The organism is Pseudomonas simiae (genome assembly GCF_900111895.1).
Classification (GTDB): domain Bacteria; phylum Pseudomonadota; class Gammaproteobacteria; order Pseudomonadales; family Pseudomonadaceae; genus Aquipseudomonas; species Aquipseudomonas simiae.
In genome coordinates, this window is the sequence record NZ_FOKB01000001.1 from 1109967 (window position 1) to 1128913 (window position 18947).

General features: G+C 59.4%; 17 protein-coding genes. 2 read left to right on the forward strand and 15 right to left on the reverse strand.

The genetic code is table 11. The features are described from left to right. Positions 1-107: 107 nt before the first annotated feature. From nuoF to BMZ57_RS05385, 14 genes are all read right to left on the reverse strand, one after another. Positions 108-1463: an NADH-quinone oxidoreductase subunit NuoF gene (gene nuoF / locus BMZ57_RS05320; RefSeq protein WP_003174722.1), complete on the reverse strand. Its 1356-nt coding sequence runs from the start codon at positions 1461-1463 to the stop codon at positions 108-110. Further along, entirely contained in the window at positions 1460-1957 is a 498-nt protein-coding gene (gene nuoE / locus BMZ57_RS05325) for an NADH-quinone oxidoreductase subunit NuoE (protein WP_003174721.1), read from the reverse strand. Before nuoE ends, nuoF begins: the two co-directional genes overlap by 4 nt. 2 nt (positions 1958-1959) lie before the next feature. Further along, positions 1960-3744, reverse strand: coding sequence for an NADH-quinone oxidoreductase subunit C/D (gene nuoC / locus BMZ57_RS05330; protein WP_069672539.1), 1785 nt, complete (start codon positions 3742-3744; stop codon positions 1960-1962). Between the two features lie 72 nt (positions 3745-3816). Beyond that, on the reverse strand, positions 3817-4491 hold the full coding sequence (locus tag BMZ57_RS05335) for a NuoB/complex I 20 kDa subunit family protein (RefSeq protein ID WP_003219572.1): 675 nt from the start codon (positions 4489-4491) through the stop codon (positions 3817-3819). Between the two features lie 10 nt (positions 4492-4501). Then, a complete protein-coding gene (locus BMZ57_RS05340; protein WP_003219575.1) occupies positions 4502-4915 on the reverse strand; it encodes an NADH-quinone oxidoreductase subunit A in 414 nt (137 codons plus the stop codon). A 657-nt stretch (positions 4916-5572) separates the two neighbouring features. After that, a complete protein-coding gene (gene aceA, locus BMZ57_RS05345) occupies positions 5573-6898 on the reverse strand; it encodes an isocitrate lyase (RefSeq protein WP_003174717.1) in 1326 nt (441 codons plus the stop codon). Positions 6899-7388: 490 nt separating this feature from the next. After that, positions 7389-8126, reverse strand: a complete 738-nt coding sequence (locus tag BMZ57_RS05350; protein WP_045791933.1) for a secretin N-terminal domain-containing protein — start codon at positions 8124-8126, stop codon at positions 7389-7391. A 230-nt stretch (positions 8127-8356) separates the two neighbouring features. Beyond that, positions 8357-8779, reverse strand: a complete 423-nt coding sequence (locus tag BMZ57_RS05355) for a GNAT family N-acetyltransferase (protein WP_010209584.1) — start codon at positions 8777-8779, stop codon at positions 8357-8359. Next, on the reverse strand, positions 8772-9938 hold the full coding sequence (locus tag BMZ57_RS05360; RefSeq protein ID WP_010209588.1) for a ribosomal protein uL16 3-hydroxylase: 1167 nt from the start codon (positions 9936-9938) through the stop codon (positions 8772-8774). The genes BMZ57_RS05355 and BMZ57_RS05360 overlap by 8 nt, the downstream gene beginning before the upstream one ends. Before the next feature lie 83 nt (positions 9939-10021). After that, entirely contained in the window at positions 10022-11392 is a 1371-nt protein-coding gene (purB, locus tag BMZ57_RS05365; protein WP_010209589.1) for an adenylosuccinate lyase, read from the reverse strand. A 125-nt stretch (positions 11393-11517) separates the two neighbouring features. Continuing rightward, on the reverse strand, positions 11518-12141 hold the full coding sequence (gene hflD / locus BMZ57_RS05370; protein ID WP_021492762.1) for a high frequency lysogenization protein HflD: 624 nt from the start codon (positions 12139-12141) through the stop codon (positions 11518-11520). Further along, positions 12138-13262 (reverse strand): tRNA 2-thiouridine(34) synthase MnmA, encoded by a 1125-nt coding sequence (mnmA, locus tag BMZ57_RS05375; RefSeq protein ID WP_010209592.1) that lies wholly within the window; start codon positions 13260-13262, stop codon positions 12138-12140. The genes hflD and mnmA overlap by 4 nt, the downstream gene beginning before the upstream one ends. A gap of 59 nt (positions 13263-13321) precedes the next feature. Further along, entirely contained in the window at positions 13322-13768 is a 447-nt protein-coding gene (locus tag BMZ57_RS05380) for an NUDIX hydrolase (protein WP_010209593.1), read from the reverse strand. 226 nt (positions 13769-13994) lie between these two features. Beyond that, on the reverse strand, positions 13995-16220 hold the full coding sequence (locus BMZ57_RS05385; protein WP_044287354.1) for an NADP-dependent isocitrate dehydrogenase: 2226 nt from the start codon (positions 16218-16220) through the stop codon (positions 13995-13997). A gap of 493 nt (positions 16221-16713) precedes the next feature. Between BMZ57_RS05385 and icd the strand changes: the two genes are divergently transcribed. Continuing rightward, on the forward strand, positions 16714-17970 hold the full coding sequence (gene icd / locus BMZ57_RS05390) for an NADP-dependent isocitrate dehydrogenase (RefSeq protein ID WP_010209595.1): 1257 nt from the start codon (positions 16714-16716) through the stop codon (positions 17968-17970). Between the two features lie 81 nt (positions 17971-18051). On the opposite strand, the gene cspD is transcribed toward icd, so the two are convergent. Continuing rightward, positions 18052-18330, reverse strand: coding sequence for a cold shock domain-containing protein CspD (gene cspD, locus BMZ57_RS05395; RefSeq protein WP_029529108.1), 279 nt, complete (start codon positions 18328-18330; stop codon positions 18052-18054). Positions 18331-18554: 224 nt separating this feature from the next. Between cspD and clpS the strand changes: the two genes are divergently transcribed. Further along, on the forward strand, positions 18555-18923 hold the full coding sequence (gene clpS, locus BMZ57_RS05400; protein WP_010209597.1) for an ATP-dependent Clp protease adapter ClpS: 369 nt from the start codon (positions 18555-18557) through the stop codon (positions 18921-18923). Positions 18924-18947: the final 24 nt, after the last annotated feature.

The following is an 18947-nucleotide window of genomic DNA, read 5'->3' on the forward strand; positions in this document are numbered from 1 at the left end:
CAGCGGGCGTGGCTAATGGAATCTTGTTATTCATGGGCTTCAACACAGCCTTTACGGCGTCAGCCCATGAGCAGTTGAAGGGCACGGACCCTTCGCCTTTTAAAGCGTTACGCGCCGACTACGATCGGCCTTGCCAGAGGCGGGACGGCGGCGCTGGTAGGCGCGATGCCGGCTTCGAACTCCGAGCGGAAGTATTTGATGGCGCTGCCCAATGGCTCCACGGCGCCCGGTGCGTGAGCACAGAAGGTCTTGCCTGGGCCGAGGAAACCGACCAGGCCCAGCAGGGTTTCGATATCACCCTCGCGGCCTTCGCCGTTTTCCAGGGCCATCAGCAGCTTCACGCTCCAGGGCAGGCCGTCGCGGCATGGGGTGCAGAAGCCGCAGGATTCCCGGGCAAAGAACTGCTCCATGTTGCGCAGCAGCGAGACCATGTTCACGGTGTTGTCCACCGCCATCGCCAGGCCGGTACCCATCCGGGTGCCCACCTTGCCGATGCCGCCGGCATACATTTGTGCATCGAGGTGCTCAGGGAGCAGGAAACCGGTACCGGCACCGCCTGGTTGCCAGGCTTTCAAGGTGTAGCCGTCGCGCATGCCGCCGGCGTAGTCCTCGAACAGCTCGCGAGCGGTCACGCCAAACGGCAGTTCCCACAGGCCAGGGTTCTTGACCTTGCCGGAGAAGCCCATGAGCTTGGTGCCCATGTCTTCGCTGCCTTCGCGGGCCAAGGATTTGTACCAGTCCACGCCGTCGGCGATGATCGCCGGCACGTTGCACAGCGTCTCGACGTTGTTCACGCACGTCGGCTTGCCCCACACGCCTACAGCGGCAGGGAAGGGCGGCTTGGAACGTGGGTTGGCGCGGCGGCCTTCGAGGGAGTTGATCAGTGCGGTTTCTTCACCGCAGATATAACGCCCGGCGCCGGTGTGCACGAACAGCTCGAAGTCGAAACCGGAGCCGAGGATGTTCTTGCCCAGCAGGCCAGCAGCCTTGGCTTCTTCCACGGCACGGTTGAGGTGCTTGGCGGCGGTGGTGTATTCGCCACGCAGGAAGATGTAGCCACGGTAGGTTTTCAGCGCGCGGGCGCTGATCAGCATGCCTTCGATCAGCAGATGGGGCAGTTGCTCCATCAGCATGCGGTCTTTCCAGGTGTTCGGCTCCATTTCATCCGCGTTGCACAGCAGGTAGCGGATGTTGATGGATTCGTCTTTGGGCATCAGGCCCCACTTTACGCCCGTGGGGAAGCCTGCACCGCCGCGGCCTTTGAGGCCGGCGTCTTTCACGGTCTGGACGATGTCGTCCTGGGCCATGTCGGCGAAGGCTTTGCGCGCAGCGGCGTAACCATTCTTGGCCTGGTACTCGTCTAGCCACACGGGCTCGGCATCGTCACGCAGGCGCCAGGTCAGCGGGTGGGTCTCAGGCGAACGCTTGATCAGGTTGGCCGGGCCGAAAGAAGTCAGGGTCATGGGTAGCCCTCGAGCAATTGGGTCACGCCAGCGGGCTGCACGTCACCGAATGTGTCGTCGTCGATCATCAACGCCGGCGCCTTGTCGCAGTTGCCCAGGCAGCACACCGGCAGCAGCGTGAAGCGGCCGTCCGGGGTGGTCTGGCCGAGGCCGATGCCCAGCTTGTTCTGGATTTCGCTGACCACGGATTCGTGGCCGCCGATATAGCAGACCATGCTGTCGCACACGCGAATGATGTGGCGGCCCACTGGCTGACGGAAGATCTGGCTGTAGAACGTGGCTACACCTTCAACGTCGCTGGCAGGGATGCCGAGGATCTCGCCGATGGCGTAGAGGGCGCCGTCCGGCACCCAGCCACGTTCCTTCTGCACGATCTTCAAGGCTTCGATCGACGCCGCGCGCGGGTCTTCGTAGTGATGCAGCTCGTGCTCGATGGCCGAGCGCTCGGTTTCACTGAGGGTGAAACGGTCTGTCTGGATAAGCGTGCTGTTCATGCTTAGCGGTCCACGTCGGCCATAACGAAATCGATACTACCCAGGTACGCAATCAAGTCCGCGACCATCTCGCCTTTGATCACCGAAGGGATCTGCTGCAAGTGGGCAAAGCTTGGGGTACGGATCCGGGTGCGGTAGCTCATGGTGCCGCCATCGCTCGTCAGGTAATAACTGTTGATACCCTTGGTCGCTTCGATCATCTGGAAGGATTCGTTGGCCGGCATGACCGGGCCCCACGAAACTTGCAGGAAGTGCGTGATCAGGGTTTCGATGTGCTGCAGCGTGCGCTCTTTCGGCGGCGGCGTGGTCAGCGGGTGATCCGCTTTGTACGGGCCGGCCGGCATGTTGCGCATGCATTGCTCGATGATCTTCAGGCTCTGGCGCATTTCTTCGACGCGCACGATGCAGCGGTCGTAGGCATCGCCATTGGCCGCCAACGGGACTTCGAATTCGAAGTTCTCGTAGCCCGAGTACGGGCGCGCTTTACGCAGGTCGAAATCGCAGCCGGTGGAGCGCAGGCCAGCACCGGTGACACCCCATTCCAGGGCCTCTTTGGTGTTGTACTGGGCGACGCCGATGGTACGGCCCTTGAGGATGCTGTTATCCAGCGCAGCCTTTTGGTACTCGTCCAGACGCTTGGGCATCCAGTCGATGAATTCCTTGACCAGGCGATCCCAGCCATTCGGCAGGTCGTGGGCCACGCCGCCGATGCGGTACCAGGCCGGGTGCAGGCGGAAACCGGTGATGGCTTCGATGACCTTGTAGGCGCGCTGACGGTCGGTGAACGTGAAAAACACCGGGGTCATGGCGCCGACGTCCTGGATATAGGTCCCCAGGAACAACAGGTGACTGGTGATCCGGAAGAACTCGGCCATCATGATGCGGATGGTGTCGACGCGGTCCGGCACCTTGATGCCAGCGAGTTTCTCGACCGAGAGCACGTACGGCAGGTTGTTCATCACGCCGCCGAGGTAGTCGATACGGTCGGTGTACGGGATGAAGCTGTGCCACGACTGACGCTCGGCCATCTTCTCGGCACCACGGTGGTGGTAGCCGATGTCCGGTAAGCAGTCGACGATTTCTTCGCCGTCCAGTTGCAGGATGATACGGAAGGCGCCGTGGGCCGAAGGGTGGTTCGGGCCCAGGTTGAGGAACATGTAGTCCTCGTTGGTGCCGGAGCGTTTCATGCCCCAGTCTTCCGGACGGAAACGCGCCGCTTCCTCTTCAAGCTGTTGCTTGGCAAGGTTGAGGCTGAACGGATCGAATTCGGTGGCGCGGGCAGGGAAGTCCTTGCGCAGCGGGTGACCTTCCCAGGTAGGCGGCATCATGATGCGTGTCAGGTGCGGGTGGCCGGGGAAGTCGATGCCGAACATGTCCCAGACTTCACGCTCGTACCAGCTGGCGTTCGGCCAGATACCGGTCACGGTCGGGATGCTCAAGTCGCTTTCCGACAGGGCGACCTTGATCATCACGTCGCTGTTACGTTCCAGCGACATCAGGTGGTAGAACACGGTGAAATCGGCGCCGTTCGGCAAGCCTTGGCGCTTGGTGCGCAGACGCTCGTCCACGCCATGCAGGTCATAGAGCATGACGTACGGCTTGGGCAGGTTGCGCAGGAAGGTCAGGACTTCGACAAGCTTGGCACGCGCGACCCACAACACCGGCATACCGGTGCGTGTGGCCTGGGCGGTGAAGGCGTCAGGGCCAAAACGGTTATTGAGTTCGACGACCACATCCTGGTCGTCTGCCTTATAAGGCGGGATGTACAGAGCACTGCCTGTAGTCATGGTTTTTTATCGCTTTCGGTCAACGTAAAGAATGAAGCCAGGTTTTCGTTCTATAAAAGAATCGGTGCTGGATCAGACTTCGTCGGGGCTGCGCAGGTTGGTGACCTGAATACGCTGTTCGCGGCGCTGTTCCTTTTGTGACGGCATCTCGGCGCGGTAAACGCCTTGATCTCCGACAACCCAGGAAAGTGGGCGACGCTCCTTGCCAATCGATTCCTGCAACAGCATCAAGCCTTGCAGAAATGCTTCAGGGCGGGGCGGGCAGCCAGGCACGTAGACGTCCACGGGCAGGAACTTGTCCACCCCTTGAACGACGGAGTAGATGTCGTACATGCCACCGGAGTTGGCGCACGAACCCATGGAGATAACCCACTTCGGCTCGAGCATTTGCTCGTAGAGACGCTGAATGATCGGCGCCATCTTGATAAAGCAGGTTCCGGCGATAACCATGAAATCCGCCTGACGCGGCGATGCCCGGATAACTTCGGCGCCAAAGCGCGCGATGTCGTGGGGCGCCGTGAAGGCGGTGGTCATTTCCACGTAGCAGCACGAAAGACCAAAGTTGTACGGCCACAGGGAGTTCTTACGTCCCCAGTTGACCGCGCCACTCAGCACGTCTTCCAGCTTGCCCATGTAGATGTTTTTGTGGACTTGGTCTTCTAACGGGTCGGAAACGGTTTCCCGTTCGCCGATGGGGTACTGCTCGTTAGGAGCATCCGGGTCGATCCTGGTGAGATTGTATTGCATCGCCAAAGCCTCATTGTTTCAGCTTCGCTTGCCGCTTACGACGAGCTTCCGGAGCCCAGTCAAGGGCGCCCACTCGAAATAGGTAGACAAGGCCTGCCAACAGAATTGCTATGAAAACGAGGGCTTCGACGAATCCGGTCCAGCCGCTTTCGCGGACGGACACAGACCAGGCAAAGAGAAAGAGGGCTTCGATATCGAAGATCACGAACAGCATCGCGACCAGATAGAATTTGGCTGAGAGCCGCAAGCGGGCGCCACCTGTAGGCAGCATGCCGGACTCGAACGGTTCATTTTTGCTGCGGCCCCAGGCTTTTGACCCGAGGAGGCTGGAGACGCCGAGCATGAAGGCGCAGAGGCCGACAACACCGAGGAGGAAAATGGCAAAGCCCCAGTTGTGGGCCATGAGTCCTGTCGCTTCGGTCATGCTGGAAATCCTTAACAGAGAGCAAAGGTCTCTGAGCTCGAAAAAGTAACGATGCAGTGACGATATGTCGCACTGCAATCAATCGCGGTGATTTTATGGCTAAACACCGGGCAAGTAAAATTCCTATGGCGAAATTATTCGATGGAATAAGGACATAGTGCACCTTCTTGGGGCTGTAGCCCTTATGGTGTGGGCATTAGCGGGCTTTTGAACAATTAAGTTTTGTTTCAACTGTAACGAAGTTTTCACGCGCCAAATGATAATGACTATTGTTTGCGTGGGGTTTAAGCGAATGTTTCTCGTGTGGCGCGGGAAGTTGTTGTTACTTGCTTGAAGGGCGCTTAGTTGTCGACGGGGATCTTTTAACCGATTTGATTCAGGTGAATACCGCTCTGGATCAATGTTTTGCACAAAATCTTCAGGTTGGACGCTTTCCCCTGTGGGGGCGGGCTTGCTCGCGAAAGCGGTGTGCCAGGAAAACATGTGCTGACTGAGCCAGTGCTTTCGCGAGCAAGCCCGCCCCCACATTTTGACTTTTTATTGTCAGGGGGGATTTTCAGAAAACAAAAAAAACGCCCCGAACCAGTCGGGGCGTGATTGTCGTGCGGCACTGCGGTTAGGTCTTCCTTGGGGCCGCAGTGGCCGTGTACGCGGTGCTTAGTGGAACTGCTCTTCTTCGGTCGAACCGGTCAGCGCGGTCACGGACGAGGTGCCGCCCTGGATCACGGTAGTCATGTCGTCGAAATAGCCGGTGCCCACTTCCTGCTGGTGAGCCACGAAGGTGTAACCCTTGGCGGCGTCAGCGAACTCCTGCTCCTGCAGCTTCACGTAGGCCGTCATGTCGTTGCGGGCGTAGTCATGCGCCAGGTTGAACATGCTGTGCCACATGTTGTGAATGCCGGCCAGGGTGATGAACTGGTGCTTGTAGCCCATGGCGGACAGTTCGCGCTGGAACTTGGCGATGGTCGCGTCGTCCAGGTTTTTCTTCCAGTTGAAGGAAGGCGAGCAGTTGTAGGACAGCAGTTGGTCCGGGTATTCCTTCTTGATGGCTTCGGCGAAACGACGCGCTTCGTCCAGGTCCGGCTTGGCGGTTTCGCACCAGATCAGGTCGGCGTACGGCGCGTAGGCCAGGCCACGGGCAATCGCTTGGTCCAGGCCGGCACGTACCTTGTAGAAACCTTCCTGGGTGCGCTCGCCGGTCACGAATGGCTGGTCGTAAGGGTCGCAGTCCGACGTCAGCAGGTCAGCGGCGTTGGCGTCGGTACGGGCCAGGATGATGGTCGGTGTACCGGCAACGTCAGCGGCCAGGCGGGCAGCGGTCAACTTCTGTACGGCTTCCTGGGTAGGAACCAGTACCTTGCCGCCCATGTGGCCGCATTTTTTCACTGAAGCCAGTTGGTCTTCGAAGTGCACACCGGCGGCGCCTGCCTCGATCATGCTCTTCATCAGTTCGTAGGCGTTCAGCACGCCGCCGAAGCCGGCTTCAGCGTCAGCCACGATAGGTGCGAAGTAATCGATGTAGCCTTCGTCGCCTGGGTTCTTGCCGGCTTTCCACTGGATCTGGTCGGCACGACGGAACGAGTTGTTGATGCGCTTGACCACGGTTGGCACAGAGTCCACCGGGTACAGCGATTGGTCGGGGTACATGGATTCAGCGGAGTTGTTGTCCGCCGCCACTTGCCAGCCGGACAGGTAGATCGCCTGGATGCCGGCTTTCACCTGTTGCACTGCCTGGCCGCCAGTGAGGGCGCCCATGCAGTTGACGAAATCTTTGTCGGGACGGAAGGAAGGCTTGGCACCTTGGGTCACCAGGTTCCACAGCTTCTCGGCGCCGAGTTTTGCAAAGGTGTGCTCAGGTTGAACCGAGCCACGCAGGCGGACGACGTCAGCAGCGGAATAAGCGCGGGTCACGCCTTTCCAGCGTGGGTTTTCAGCCCAGTCTTTTTCGAGGGCTGCAATTTGCTGTTCGCGTGTCAGTGCCATGGAAGTAAACCTCGTCGCGTCTTCTTGTGGTGGAAAAATCCATTTGCCAGCCCTGCATTCACATGCGTGGGCAGGGCTGCTCGCTGACCAGAAGCTTAGGCGGTCACGGCGGGTCTGGCGGGGAATGCGACGGGGTGAACGATTGGCGAGAGGGGCGGTAGGTAATGGCGGGCCGCGAACAGTCTGAGGGCGTCGTGGGCCCTTGGGTGTTCAACAGCGTGTAGCCGGGTTACCTGGTTAGCTTCCGTCCCTCGGGACAACTTCGTTCCAGTCGCAACCTCGTCAAACACGCCTTGTGGGCGGTACAGACACGAATCGGCTCAGGTGGGTAGCTTAGAGCGGCGATCCGAAGGCCCTTGCCAGGGCCCCTGATTAGCGGGAGCGAGGCCATCATGCCCATGCTTTTTTGGATCGTCAAATGTTTTGTAGTGCTTTTTTTTTAGCACTACATCTTTAGTCTAATACGACTCATCAGTCAGTTTTTGGTGCTTCAGTTCAGGGTGTCGACCTTGACCCGTAAAGTCAGGTCATCGCGGCCCTGGGTAGAGTAGCTGCGGGTTGTAGAGGATTTATCGGCCTGGGTTTCGCGATTGATGCCGGCCAGGGGAATCCACTCGCCCAGTCGACCGCTGACGGTTGTGTCGGTACTTTGCACATTCACTACATCGGGACGCTCCTGGCTCATGCGGTCACGATTGGTGCTGATCGCCAGGTGCACGGTCTCGCCAGTGACGCTGGCGGTGACGTAGAAGCCCTGGGTCACGTTGCGATACTGGGTCTGGTTCTGCAGACGGCCGTAGCTGTCCTGCTGGGTGGTGGTCAGCGGTACGCTCTGGCCTACCTGGATCAGCGCGGGCACACCTTCGCTGGCCTGAATCCGCTGGATCCCGCCGTCGCGGCTGGCGGTGCCGTAGCTGATGATGCGGGTCTGGCTGTCGCCGCTGTTCTGCTGGTTGTTTTCGTTGGTGTCGACGGTGATCAACAGGCGCTTGGCTGGTGTGTCCAATTGTGCAAGCAGGGCGCGCAGGTCCTGGATCTTGGCGGGGGCGGCGTTGACGATAAGTTGGTTGCCGTAGGCGCTGACGGTGCCGTCCTTGCCGATGAAGTTCTGCGCCACGGGCAGCAGGTCGGCACTGGTGCGGTTGCTCAGGTTGACGACTTCAGTGTCGGCCATGGCCGAGCAACTGGCGGTCAGGAGGAGGGCGGTGAGCAGGGTGCGTAGGGACATGTCCGTGATCTCTGCGAGTCATTTGGGCTTGATAGTGCCAGTTTGTCGGCCTGGTGGGTCGCAAGTTGAATCGTAGACGGCAAAATGCCCTGGCATGGCAGGGCATTGTTGGTGTTGCTGAAATAGCTATCGGGGGCAAGCCCCCTCCCACATTTTGACCGAGTACATCCTTGAGGATGTGGTCAAGTGTGGGAGGGGGCTTGCCCCGATGGCAGCGACGCGGTCTCGAATCAGCCCCCGCGCACCATATCGACATGGGGAATCCCGACTTCCAGGAATTCCCCGCTGACGATCTTGAAGCCCAGTCGCTCATAGAACGGCGCCGCATAGACCTGCGCACTCAGGAACTGCTTGGTCTGACCGCGTTGCTCGGCCACGCCGATTACGGCTTCCATCAGCTTGTCGCCGACCTTCAGCCCGCGCCAGTCTTTGAGTACCGAAACGCGCCCGATTTCGCCGCTGGGCAGCAGGCGCGCGGTGCCGATCGGAAAGTCGCCCTCGAATGCGAGAAAATGCACAGCACTCGCATCGTCTGCGTCCCACTCCAGCTCAGGTGGAACCGATTGCTCAGCGATAAACACCGCTTCACGAATGCGCCGAATCTCGGCGATATCCTTTTGCCAGTCCGCGACACTTACGTGAATCTTATTCATCGGCAAATCCCAGGCTTCCTTGCTTGACCAATTCGCACAGCAGGTCGCGACCGTCTTCGTCCGCCAGCCATGGGGCGAGGTTTTCGGCGTGCAGCGCGTCGGCGGCGCAGATCAGCTTGAGCAATTCGCGCAGCTTGCCCGGCAGGTAACGGCTCTGGCCGCTGGCGAACAGCAGCACATCATCGTCGACTTCCGACCAGGCCATGCGCGCGCTCGGATTGCGTACCAGGATCGCGCCGTCTTGCAGGCTGTTGACGAAATCCTCTTCGCCCAATTCTTCACCGGCCACCAGTTCAGGATAGCGCGGCTCGGTCATGAACTGGCCGAACCAGGTCAGCAGCATGCGCTCGTCACTCATGTGCTCGGCCAGCAGGCTCTTGAGACGGTCGAGGGCGTCGCCCTGGATCTGGTGCGGGTCAGTGGCGGGCTGAGCGTCGGCGTCAGTGTAGCGCTCTTCATCCGTCAGGTACTGGCTGAGGAAGTCGGTGAAGTGGGTCAGCACTTCGGCGGCGCTCGGTGCACGGAAACCCACGGAGTAGGTCATGCAGTCGTCTTCGGCAATGCCGAAGTGGGCCAGGCGCGGCGGCAGGTAGAGCATATCGCCCGGTTCCAGCACCCATTCGGCGCTTTCTTCGAATTCGGCGAGGATGCGCAGGTCGGCGTGTTGCAGCAGCGGGCTCTCCGAACTGCACATCTGACCGATCTTCCAGTTGCGCTTGCCCTGGGCTTGCAGCAGGAACACGTCGTAGTTGTCGAAGTGCGGGCCGACGCTGCCACCCGGCGCGGCGAAGCTGATCATCACATCGTCGATGCGCCAGCTTGGCAGGAAGCGGAACTGCTCCAGCAATTCGGCCACTTCCGGCACGAACTGATCGACGGCCTGCACCAGCAGGGTCCACTCGCGCTCGGGCAGGGTGCTGAAGGCGTCTTCAGCAAAGGGGCCGCGACGCAATTCCCACGGGCGCTCGCCGTGTTCGATCACCAGGCGCGATTCGACTTCTTCTTCCAGGGCCAGGCCGGCGAGTTCGTCGGCGTCGATCGGGCTTTCGAAGTCAGGGATGGCCTGACGGATCAGCAGCGGCTTTTTCTGCCAGTAGTCGCGCAGGAATTCCCGTGCCGTGATGCCGCCCAGAAGTTGAAGAGGGATATCAGGATTCATGTGTAACCTATTGAAAAAAAGCATTTTTCAGACTGGAATAAAAACGCCCGGCGCGGCCGGGCGTCTCAAAGGTCTAGCGATGATCAGATGCGCTTGGCTTGCTCTACAGCGTTGCCGATGTAGTTGGCCGGGGTGAGCAGTTTCAGCTCGGCCTTGGCCGCGGCTGGCATGTCCAGGCCGTCGATGAAAGTTTGCAGTGCTTCTGGGCTGATGCCCTTGCCGCGCGTCAATTCCTTCAGCTTCTCGTACGGGTTTTCGATGTTGTAGCGGCGCATCACGGTCTGGATCGGCTCGGCCAATACTTCCCAGCACGCGTCCAGGTCAGCGGCAATCTTTTGCTCGTTGAGCTCAAGTTTGCTGATGCCTTTGAGGCTGGCTTCGTACGCGATCACGCTATGGGCAAAACCCACGCCGAGGTTGCGCAGCACGGTGGAGTCGGTCAGGTCGCGCTGCCAGCGGGAAATCGGCAACTTGCTGGCCAGGTGCTGGAACAGGGCGTTGGCGATGCCGAGGTTGCCTTCGGAGTTTTCGAAGTCGATCGGGTTGACCTTGTGCGGCATGGTCGACGAACCGATTTCACCGGCAATGGTGCGCTGCTTGAAGTAGCCCAGGGAGATGTAGCCCCAGATATCGCGATCGAAATCGATCAGGATGGTGTTGAAGCGCGCAATGGCGTCGAACAGCTCGGCGATGTAGTCGTGCGGTTCGATCTGCGTGGTGTACGGGTTGAAGCCCAGGCCCAGCTCGTCTTCGATGAAGGCGCGGGCGTTGGCTTCCCAGTCGATCTCTGGGTAGGCCGACAGGTGGGCGTTGTAGTTGCCTACGGCGCCGTTGATCTTGCCCAGCAGCGGCACGGCCGCGACTTGAGCGATCTGGCGCTCCAGGCGGTACACCACGTTAGCCAGTTCTTTGCCCAGGGTGGTCGGCGACGCCGGCTGGCCGTGAGTGCGCGACAGCATCGGTACGTCGGCGAAACGGATGGCCAGTTCGCGGATGGCGTTGGCGGTTTGGCGCATCAGCGGCAGCATCACGTCATCACGGCCTTCGCGCAGCATCAGGGCGTGGGACAGGTTGTTGATGTCCTCGCTGGTGCAGGCAAAGTGGATGAACTCGCTGACCTGGGCCAGTTCCGGCAGCTTTGCCGCTTGCTCTTTGAGCAGGTATTCGATGGCTTTTACGTCGTGGTTGGTGGTGCGCTCGATCTCTTTCACACGCTCGGCGTGCTCCAGGGAGAAGTTTTCCGCCAGGGTGTTGAGCACAGCGTTGGCTTCGGCGGAGAACGCCGGCACTTCGCTGATGGCGGGGTGAGCGGCCAGGCGCTGGAGCCAGCGCACTTCAACCAGGACACGAGCGCGGATCAGGCCGTACTCGCTGAAAATAGGGCGCAGGGCCTGGGTTTTGCCGGCGTAGCGGCCGTCAACAGGGGAAACCGCAGTGAGCGAAGAGAGCTGCATGGGGTGTTCTCGGACAGTCGGGCAACGAAATGGGGCGCGTATCATACATGAAAAAATCCGCCGGTCCGTTGCCAACTGACCGGCGTATTACGCGTAACGGCTTGAAAATGGCTTGCTTATGCGACTTATTCGTTGCGCATCAACGGGTAAAGCTCTTTGAGCAATTTGCGTCGGCTGATCACCAGCTGCCAACGATGACCGCCCAACTGGCGCCACAACCGCGCCGAACGAATACCGGCCAGGAGCAAGGCACGGATTTTCGAGGCGTTGTTCGGTTGCTGCAGGTTGCGCATGTCACCGTGCACCTGGATGCGCTGCCGCAAGGTGCTCAAGGTGTCCTGGTACAGCGCACCGCAGGCTGCGATCACGTTTTCGTGGGCCGGGCCGAAGTGTTCCACCTGGGACTGAATCTGTGGCAGGCGCTTGCCGATGACCTCCAGCATGTCGTCGCGCTTGGCCAGTTGACGCTCAAGACCGAGCATCGACAGAGCGTAGCGCAACGGCTCGCGCTGCAAGGTGCTTGGGTCGCGCTCAAGCGCGCCGATCAGCGCGCGATAGCCTTCACGCAGCGCCAGATCGTCACCGCCGTAGACCTCCAGGGTGTCCTTGGGGTCGCGGATCAGTAGGCTGCCAAGCATGCAGGTGAGGCCGGCTTCAGTGACCTGGCCGGTCTTGGCGATCTTGTCCACCAGCACGGCGGAGAGAAAAACCCCGCCGAGTGCCGTCAATTGCTCCTGGGTCGGGCTCATGCCGGGTTGCTCCAGGCTTCGGCAACTTCTATCACGCCGCCGCCCAGGCAGATTTCGCCGTCGTAGAACACCACGGACTGGCCAGGCGTGACGGCGCGTTGCGGGTCGTCAAAGATGGCGCGGTAACCGGTGGCGGTTTTTTCCAGGGTGCAAGGCTGGTCGCTCTGGCGATAACGCACTTTGGCCGTCAGGCGGCGCGGGGTGCTCAGGTCGATCGGGTTGACCCAGTAGATTTCCGAGGCGAGCAGGGCGCCGGAAAACAGCAGTGGATGCTCGTTGCCCTGGCCGACGATCAGCTCGTTGTGTTCCAGGTCCTTGATCAGCACGTACCACGGCTCTTCACCAGCGTCTTTCAGGCCGCCGATGCCCAGGCCCTGGCGTTGGCCGATGGTGTGGTACATCAGGCCATGGTGGCGGCCGATGACTTCACCCTCGGTGGTCTTGATCTCGCCCGGTTGTGCTGGCAGGTATTGTTTGAGGAAGTCGCTGAAGCGGCGTTCGCCGATAAAGCAGATGCCGGTGGAATCCTTCTTCTTGGCGGTGGCCAGGCCGTGTTTCTCGGCGATCCTGCGCACTTCGGGCTTTTCCAGCTCGCCCACCGGGAACAGGGTCTTGGCGATCTGTTCACCACCGACGGCGTGCAGGAAGTAGCTCTGGTCCTTGTTCGGGTCCAGGCCCTTGAGCAATTCGGTACGACCATCGATGTCGCGTCGGCGCACGTAGTGGCCAGTGGCAATCAGGTCGGCCCCGAGCATCATGGCGTAGTCGAGGAACGCCTTGAACTTGATCTCGCGGTTGCACAGGATGTCCGGGTTCGGCGTGCGGCCGGCCTTGTATTCGGCCAGGAAGTGCTCGAACACGTTGTCCCAGTACTCGGCGGCGAAGTTCGCGGTGTGCAGCTTGATACCGATCTTGTCGCACACGGCCTGGGCGTCTGCCAGGTCGTCCATGGCGGTACAGTATTCCGTTCCATCGTCTTCCTCCCAGTTCTTCATGAACAGGCCTTCCACCTCATATCCCTGCTCCATCAGCAGAACGGCGGAAACGGAAGAGTCCACGCCGCCGGACATGCCGACGATGACGCGCTTCTTTTGTGTGTCAGAAGGGGCTGGATCACGCATAGGATTTCAACGGGTGTCTTGAAAAAGGACGCGATTCTATCAGGCTCAAGCCTTCAAGGCTAAAGAGAAGGGCGGATCAATTCGAGACTGTGGCGATGGCCGGCCAGATAATCATCGATGCAGCGGATGATCAGCTCGCTGCGCCAGTCGTCGCGCAAGGCCATCAGCTCGTCACGGGTCAGCCAGCGAGCACGCAGGATGCCTTCATCGAGTTGATAGTCCGGATGGTGTTTCAAGGCGTTGGCGATGAAACAGACCCGTTGATAAGTCACGCCATTGCTGGGGGCGGTGTACAGGTAGATCCCGACAATACCGGTGGCTTCGACGTCCCAGCCGGTTTCTTCGAGGGTTTCGCGCACGGCGGCCTCGGTCAGGGTTTCATGCGGGTCCAGGTGGCCCGCCGGCTGGTTGAGCACGGCGCGGCCACCCTTGAGTTCTTCGACCATCAAGAAGCGGCCGTTGTCTTCGACGATGGTGGCGACGGTGATGTGGGGTTGCCAGGTCATTCAAAACCTCGATTCGAGATGCGACGGTCTTTGGGCAGGATTGCAGTCAGTGTGGGAGCGGGCTTGCTCGCGAATGCGGTGTGCCAGTCGCCCGATGCATATCTGACCCATTGCATTCGCGAGCAAGCCCGCTCCCACACTTTGATCCGGTTTGTTCAGCAGAACTGCAGTGTCCTGAAACAGAAACCCCGGCACAGGGCCGGGGCTTCTTTGCATCCTTACAACCTTACTTCAACTTGGCAATGGCCGCGTTGAGGGTGGTGCTTGGGCGCATGGCCTTGCTGGTCAGCTCCGGGTTCGGCGCGTAGTAGCCGCCGATGTCCACTGGCTTGCCCTGTACGGCGTTCAGCTCGGCAACGATAGTCGCCTCGTTTTCGCTCAGGGTTTTAGCCAGTTCGCCAAACTGCGCTTGCAGCGCAGTGTCTTCGGTCTGGGCAGCCAGGGCTTGAGCCCAGTACAGCGCCAGGTAGAAGTGGCTGCCGCGATTGTCGATATTGCCGACTTTGCGCGATGGCGACTTGTTGTTGTCGAGGAACTGGCCGGTGGCCTGGTCCAGGGTCTTGGACAGTACCAGGGCTTTCGGGTTGTTGTACGTCACACCCAAATGCTCAAGGGAAGCGGCCAGGGCCAGGAACTCGCCCAGGGAGTCCCAGCGCAGGAAGTTCTCTTCCACCAGTTGCTGCACGTGCTTCGGTGCCGAACCGCCGGCGCCGGTTTCGAACAGGCCGCCGCCGTTCATCAGCGGCACGATGGACAGCATCTTGGCGCTGGTGCCCAGCTCCATGATCGGGAACAGGTCGGTCAGGTAGTCACGCAGTACGTTGCCGGTTACCGAGATGGTGTCCAGGCCCTTGCGGGTGCGCTCCAGGGTGAACTTCATCGCGTCGACGGGCGACATGATGCGGATGTCCAGGCCTTCGGTGTTGTAGTCTTTCAGGTAAGCCTGAACTTTCTCGACCACGACGCCGTCGTGAGCACGCTGTGGGTCCAGCCAGAAAATCGCTGGGGTGTTGCTGGCGCGGGCGCGGTTGACGGCCAGTTTGACCCAATCCTGGATCGGCGCGTCTTTGGTCTGGCACATGCGGAAGATGTCGCCGGCTTCGACTTTCTGTTCCATCAGCAGGCTGCCCTTGCTGTCGGTGACGCGGACTACGCCGTCAGCCTTGATCTGGAAGGTCTTGTCGTGGGAGCCGTACTCTTCGGCTTTCTTCGCCATCAGGCCAACGTTTGGCACGCTGCCCATGGTGGTTGGGTCGAAAGCGCCATTGGCCTTGCAGTCTTCGATGACCGCCTGGTAGATGGTGGCGTAGCAGCGATCCGGGATCACAGCCTTGGTGTCGTGCAGCTGGCCATCGGTGCCCCACATCTTGCCGGAGTCACGGATCATGGCCGGCATCGAGGCGTCGACGATCACGTCGCTCGGCACGTGCAGGTTGGTGATGCCTTTGTCGGAGTTGACCATCGCCAGGGAAGGGCGGGCGGCATAAACAGCCTGGATGTCCGCTTCGATCTGCGCTTGCTGCTCGGCCGGCAGGGCCTTGATGCGAGCGTACAGGTCGCCGATGCCGTTGTTCAGGTTGAAGCCGATCTGCTCCAGCACGGTAGCGTGCTTGGTCAGGGCGTCTTTATAGAACTCGGCAACGATCTGGCCGAACATGATCGGGTCGGAGACCTTCATCATGGTGGCTTTCAGGTGAACCGACAGCAGCACGCCTTGTTTCTTGGCGTCTTCGATTTCAGCGGCGATGAACGCGCGCAGGGCTTTCTTGCTCAGTACGGCGGTGTCGATGATCTCGCCGGCCTGTACCGAAGTCTTTTCCTTCAGGACGGTGGCGGTGCCGTCTTGGGCGATCAGCTCGATTTTGACAGCGTCAGCGGCTTCGATCTGTACGGCTTTTTCGCTGCCGTAGAAATCGCCACTGTTCATGTGGGCAATGTGCGACTTGGAGTCGGCAGCCCAGGCGCCCATCTTGTGCGGGTGCTTGCGCGCGTAGTTCTTGACCGACAGCGGTGCGCGGCGGTCGGAGTTGCCTTCGCGCAGTACCGGGTTCACGGCGCTGCCCTTGACCTTGTCGTAACGTGCACGGGTTTCTTTTTCCGCGTCGGTGGTTACGGTTTCCGGGTAGTCCGGCAGGGCATAGCCCTGGGCCTGCAGTTCCTTGATCGCGGCTTGCAGCTGCGGGGTCGAGGCGCTGATGTTAGGCAGCTTGATGATGTTGGCTTCAGGCGTAACGGCCAGGTCGCCCAGTTCGGCGAGGTGGTCCGGGATAGCCTTGGCGCCCAGTTGCTCGGGGAAGCTTGCGAGGATGCGCGCGGCGAGGGAGATGTCGCGGGTTTCCACGGCAATATCAGCGGAAGCGGTGAAGGCCTCTACGATAGGCAGCAGTGAATAGGTGGCGAGGGCCGGGGCTTCGTCGGTGAAGGTGTAGATGATCTTCGAGCGGGTGGGCATATTCGGATTAACTCTCTTCTTTGCTGAAAGCGTGCGCAGAAACTCGAGATGCGCCGGGTGGAGCGCGTTCGTTCAAAGTCATCCATGAGCGAAATGTCGAGGTTTCTTCGCGGTGATGTTGGGTTGCATCAGTCGAGCGTCAAGCGTTTGGACTATTGTAATAGTCCTGCTTTCTGGCTGAAGGCTACTGTCTAGAGCGGTCAGCCGTCGTGACTCTTTGGTCAGCGGCGGCATTATACATAGGTCGCTATGCTTACGCTGAGCCTTCATACAAAAGGTGTGTCGTCCATTGGTCTAAAGGTCGCAGGGCAGAAGTTGCTACCAAAGTCGCACGTTGTGCTCAAGATTGGCGATTTTGCCTTTTCTTTCAGGCTTGTAGGCGACAAATTATGCTGTTTTCGATGCAAATGAGCATGGCGTGAGGTTTCAGTCGCCATTTATCTGGAGTAGGCTCGAACGCAGCCAGATGTTCAATCCATAGATGGAGTTCAGCATGGGATACAAGAAGATTCAGGTTCCGGCAGTCGGCGACAAAATCACCGTCAACGCAGACCATTCTCTCAATGTTCCTGACCAACCGATCATCCCTTACATCGAAGGTGACGGTATCGGCGTCGACATCAGCCCGGTGATGATCAAGGTGGTCGACGCAGCTGTTGAAAAGGCTTACGGCGGCAAGCGCAAGATCTCATGGATGGAGGTGTATGCCGGTGAGAAGGCGACTCAAGTCTACGACCAGGACACCTGGCTGCCCCAGGAAACCCTGGATGCGGTCAAGGACTATGTGGTTTCCATCAAGGGGCCGCTGACCACCCCCGTCGGTGGCGGCATCCGTTCGCTGAACGTGGCCCTGCGCCAACAGCTCGACCTGTATGTGTGCCTGCGCCCGGTGCGCTGGTTCGAAGGCGTGCCTAGCCCGGTCAAGAAGCCTGGCGATGTGGACATGACCATCTTCCGCGAAAACTCCGAAGACATTTACGCCGGGATCGAATGGAAGGCCGGTTCGGCCGAAGCGATCAAGGTGATCAAGTTCCTCAAGGAAGAAATGGGTGTCACCAAAATCCGTTTCGACCAGGATTGCGGGATTGGTATCAAGCCGGTATCGCTGGAAGGCACCAAGCGCCTGGCACGCAAGGCCCTGCAATACGTAGTGGATAACGATCGCGACTCCCTGACCATCGTGCACAAAGGCAACATTATGAAGTTCACCGAAGGGGCCTTCAAGGAATGGGCCTACGAAGTGGCGGCTGAAGAGTTTGGCGCGACCCTGCTGGATGGCGGTCCGTGGATGCAGTTCAAGAACCCGAAGACCGGCAAGAACGTGGTGGTCAAGGATGCGATTGCTGACGCCATGCTTCAGCAGATCCTGCTACGTCCGGCCGAGTATGACGTGATCGCGACCCTCAACCTGAACGGCGACTACCTGTCCGATGCCTTGGCGGCGGAGGTGGGTGGTATCGGTATTGCGCCGGGTGCGAACCTGTCGGACACCGTGGCGATGTTCGAAGCGACCCACGGTACTGCGCCTAAATATGCGGGCAAGGACCAGGTCAATCCGGGCTCCCTGATTTTGTCGGCTGAGATGATGCTGCGTCACATGGGCTGGACCGAGGCTGCGGATCTGATCATCAAGGGCACCAATGGTGCGATTTCTGCCAAGACGGTAACTTATGACTTCGAGCGCCTTATGGACGGCGCGAAGCTGGTGTCGTCGTCCGGCTTTGGTGATGCGTTGATTTCGCATATGTAATCACGCAGGCATAAAAAACGGCCATCTCAAGTTGATTGGGGTGGCCGTTTTTTTATAACGCGCTGGACGCTCGGCGGCTGATCAGGCCGTTTGTTTCTTTTCTACGCCGCTCGCACGTACTGCCGGGCTCGCATCGGCTTCTGCTTTCACCGTATCGATATTCGCGGCGTGCAGCCCCTTGGGGCCTTGAATGATATCAAAGGTGACCGGTTGTCCCGCTTTCAGCGTTTTGTAACCATCCATGATAATCGCTGAGTAATGCGCAAAAAGGTCCTCGCTTTTTCCTTCTTCGTTAACAAAACCATATCCCTTGGCATTGTTGAACCACTTGACCTTGCCTTTGATCTTGACGCCAGACATACCCATATCCCTCTGCACCAGACTCCATCACTGGAGTATCATCCAGTTTATCCGTCCTAACCCGAATAAATAAGGTTGACTGCGCGGACCTTTTTTACCCACTGTGGGTTCTATTGGTTGTAACACCGTTTCGCCGATAGTCAAGGCGACCAGTCGGTCAGAGTTGAAATTCTGACAGGTCGCCCCCACCACTGTATTTGAACCACTGACGAACCTTTCTTTCCATGCATGCAAACAGCCAGATTCGACTAACATTCAATCAGGATCGACCGGATCAGGAACCTGATGACGACGGTTCTGCAGGCATTGCTGTTCAGGAGGCCAAGCCTGCCTTACAGGCGCCGCCGATGTACAAGGTGGTTTTGTTCAACGATGACTACACACCGATGGATTTCGTGGTCGAAGTGCTCGAGGTGTTTTTTAACCTGAACCGCGAGTTGGCGACCAAGGTAATGCTGGCCGTTCACACAGAAGGACGGGCAGTATGTGGAGTGTTTACCCGCGACATCGCCGAGACAAAGGCCATGCAGGTCAACCAGTACGCCAGGGAAAGCCAGCATCCGCTACTCTGTGAAATCGAGAAGGACGGTTAACGCCGACCACTTGGGTATGAGGTG

Bases quoted from the DNA above. Each gene is read 5' to 3' on its own strand.
- mnmA (WP_010209592.1), bottom strand. From the start codon at position 13,262: ATGCGTGATCCAGCCCCTTCTGACACACAAAAGAAGCGCGTCATCGTC.
- clpS (WP_010209597.1), top strand. From the start codon at position 18,555: ATGCATGCAAACAGCCAGATTCGACTAACATTCAATCAGGATCGACCG.
- BMZ57_RS05335 (WP_003219572.1), bottom strand. From the start codon at position 4,491: ATGCAATACAATCTCACCAGGATCGACCCGGATGCTCCTAACGAGCAG.
- nuoE (WP_003174721.1), bottom strand. From the start codon at position 1,957: ATGAACAGCACGCTTATCCAGACAGACCGTTTCACCCTCAGTGAAACC.
- BMZ57_RS05355 (WP_010209584.1), bottom strand. From the start codon at position 8,779: ATGAATAAGATTCACGTAAGTGTCGCGGACTGGCAAAAGGATATCGCC.
- nuoC (WP_069672539.1), bottom strand. From the start codon at position 3,744: ATGACTACAGGCAGTGCTCTGTACATCCCGCCTTATAAGGCAGACGAC.
- BMZ57_RS05380 (WP_010209593.1), bottom strand. From the start codon at position 13,768: ATGACCTGGCAACCCCACATCACCGTCGCCACCATCGTCGAAGACAAC.
- purB (WP_010209589.1), bottom strand. From the start codon at position 11,392: ATGCAGCTCTCTTCGCTCACTGCGGTTTCCCCTGTTGACGGCCGCTAC.
- aceA (WP_003174717.1), bottom strand. From the start codon at position 6,898: ATGGCACTGACACGCGAACAGCAAATTGCAGCCCTCGAAAAAGACTGG.
- BMZ57_RS05340 (WP_003219575.1), bottom strand. From the start codon at position 4,915: ATGACCGAAGCGACAGGACTCATGGCCCACAACTGGGGCTTTGCCATT.
- hflD (WP_021492762.1), bottom strand. From the start codon at position 12,141: ATGAGCCCGACCCAGGAGCAATTGACGGCACTCGGCGGGGTTTTTCTC.
- BMZ57_RS05350 (WP_045791933.1), bottom strand. From the start codon at position 8,126: ATGTCCCTACGCACCCTGCTCACCGCCCTCCTCCTGACCGCCAGTTGC.
- cspD (WP_029529108.1), bottom strand. From the start codon at position 18,330: ATGTCTGGCGTCAAGATCAAAGGCAAGGTCAAGTGGTTCAACAATGCC.
- BMZ57_RS05385 (WP_044287354.1), bottom strand. From the start codon at position 16,220: ATGCCCACCCGCTCGAAGATCATCTACACCTTCACCGACGAAGCCCCG.
- nuoF (WP_003174722.1), bottom strand. From the start codon at position 1,463: ATGACCCTGACTTCTTTCGGCCCGGCCAACCTGATCAAGCGTTCGCCT.
- icd (WP_010209595.1), top strand. From the start codon at position 16,714: ATGGGATACAAGAAGATTCAGGTTCCGGCAGTCGGCGACAAAATCACC.
- BMZ57_RS05360 (WP_010209588.1), bottom strand. From the start codon at position 9,938: ATGAATCCTGATATCCCTCTTCAACTTCTGGGCGGCATCACGGCACGG.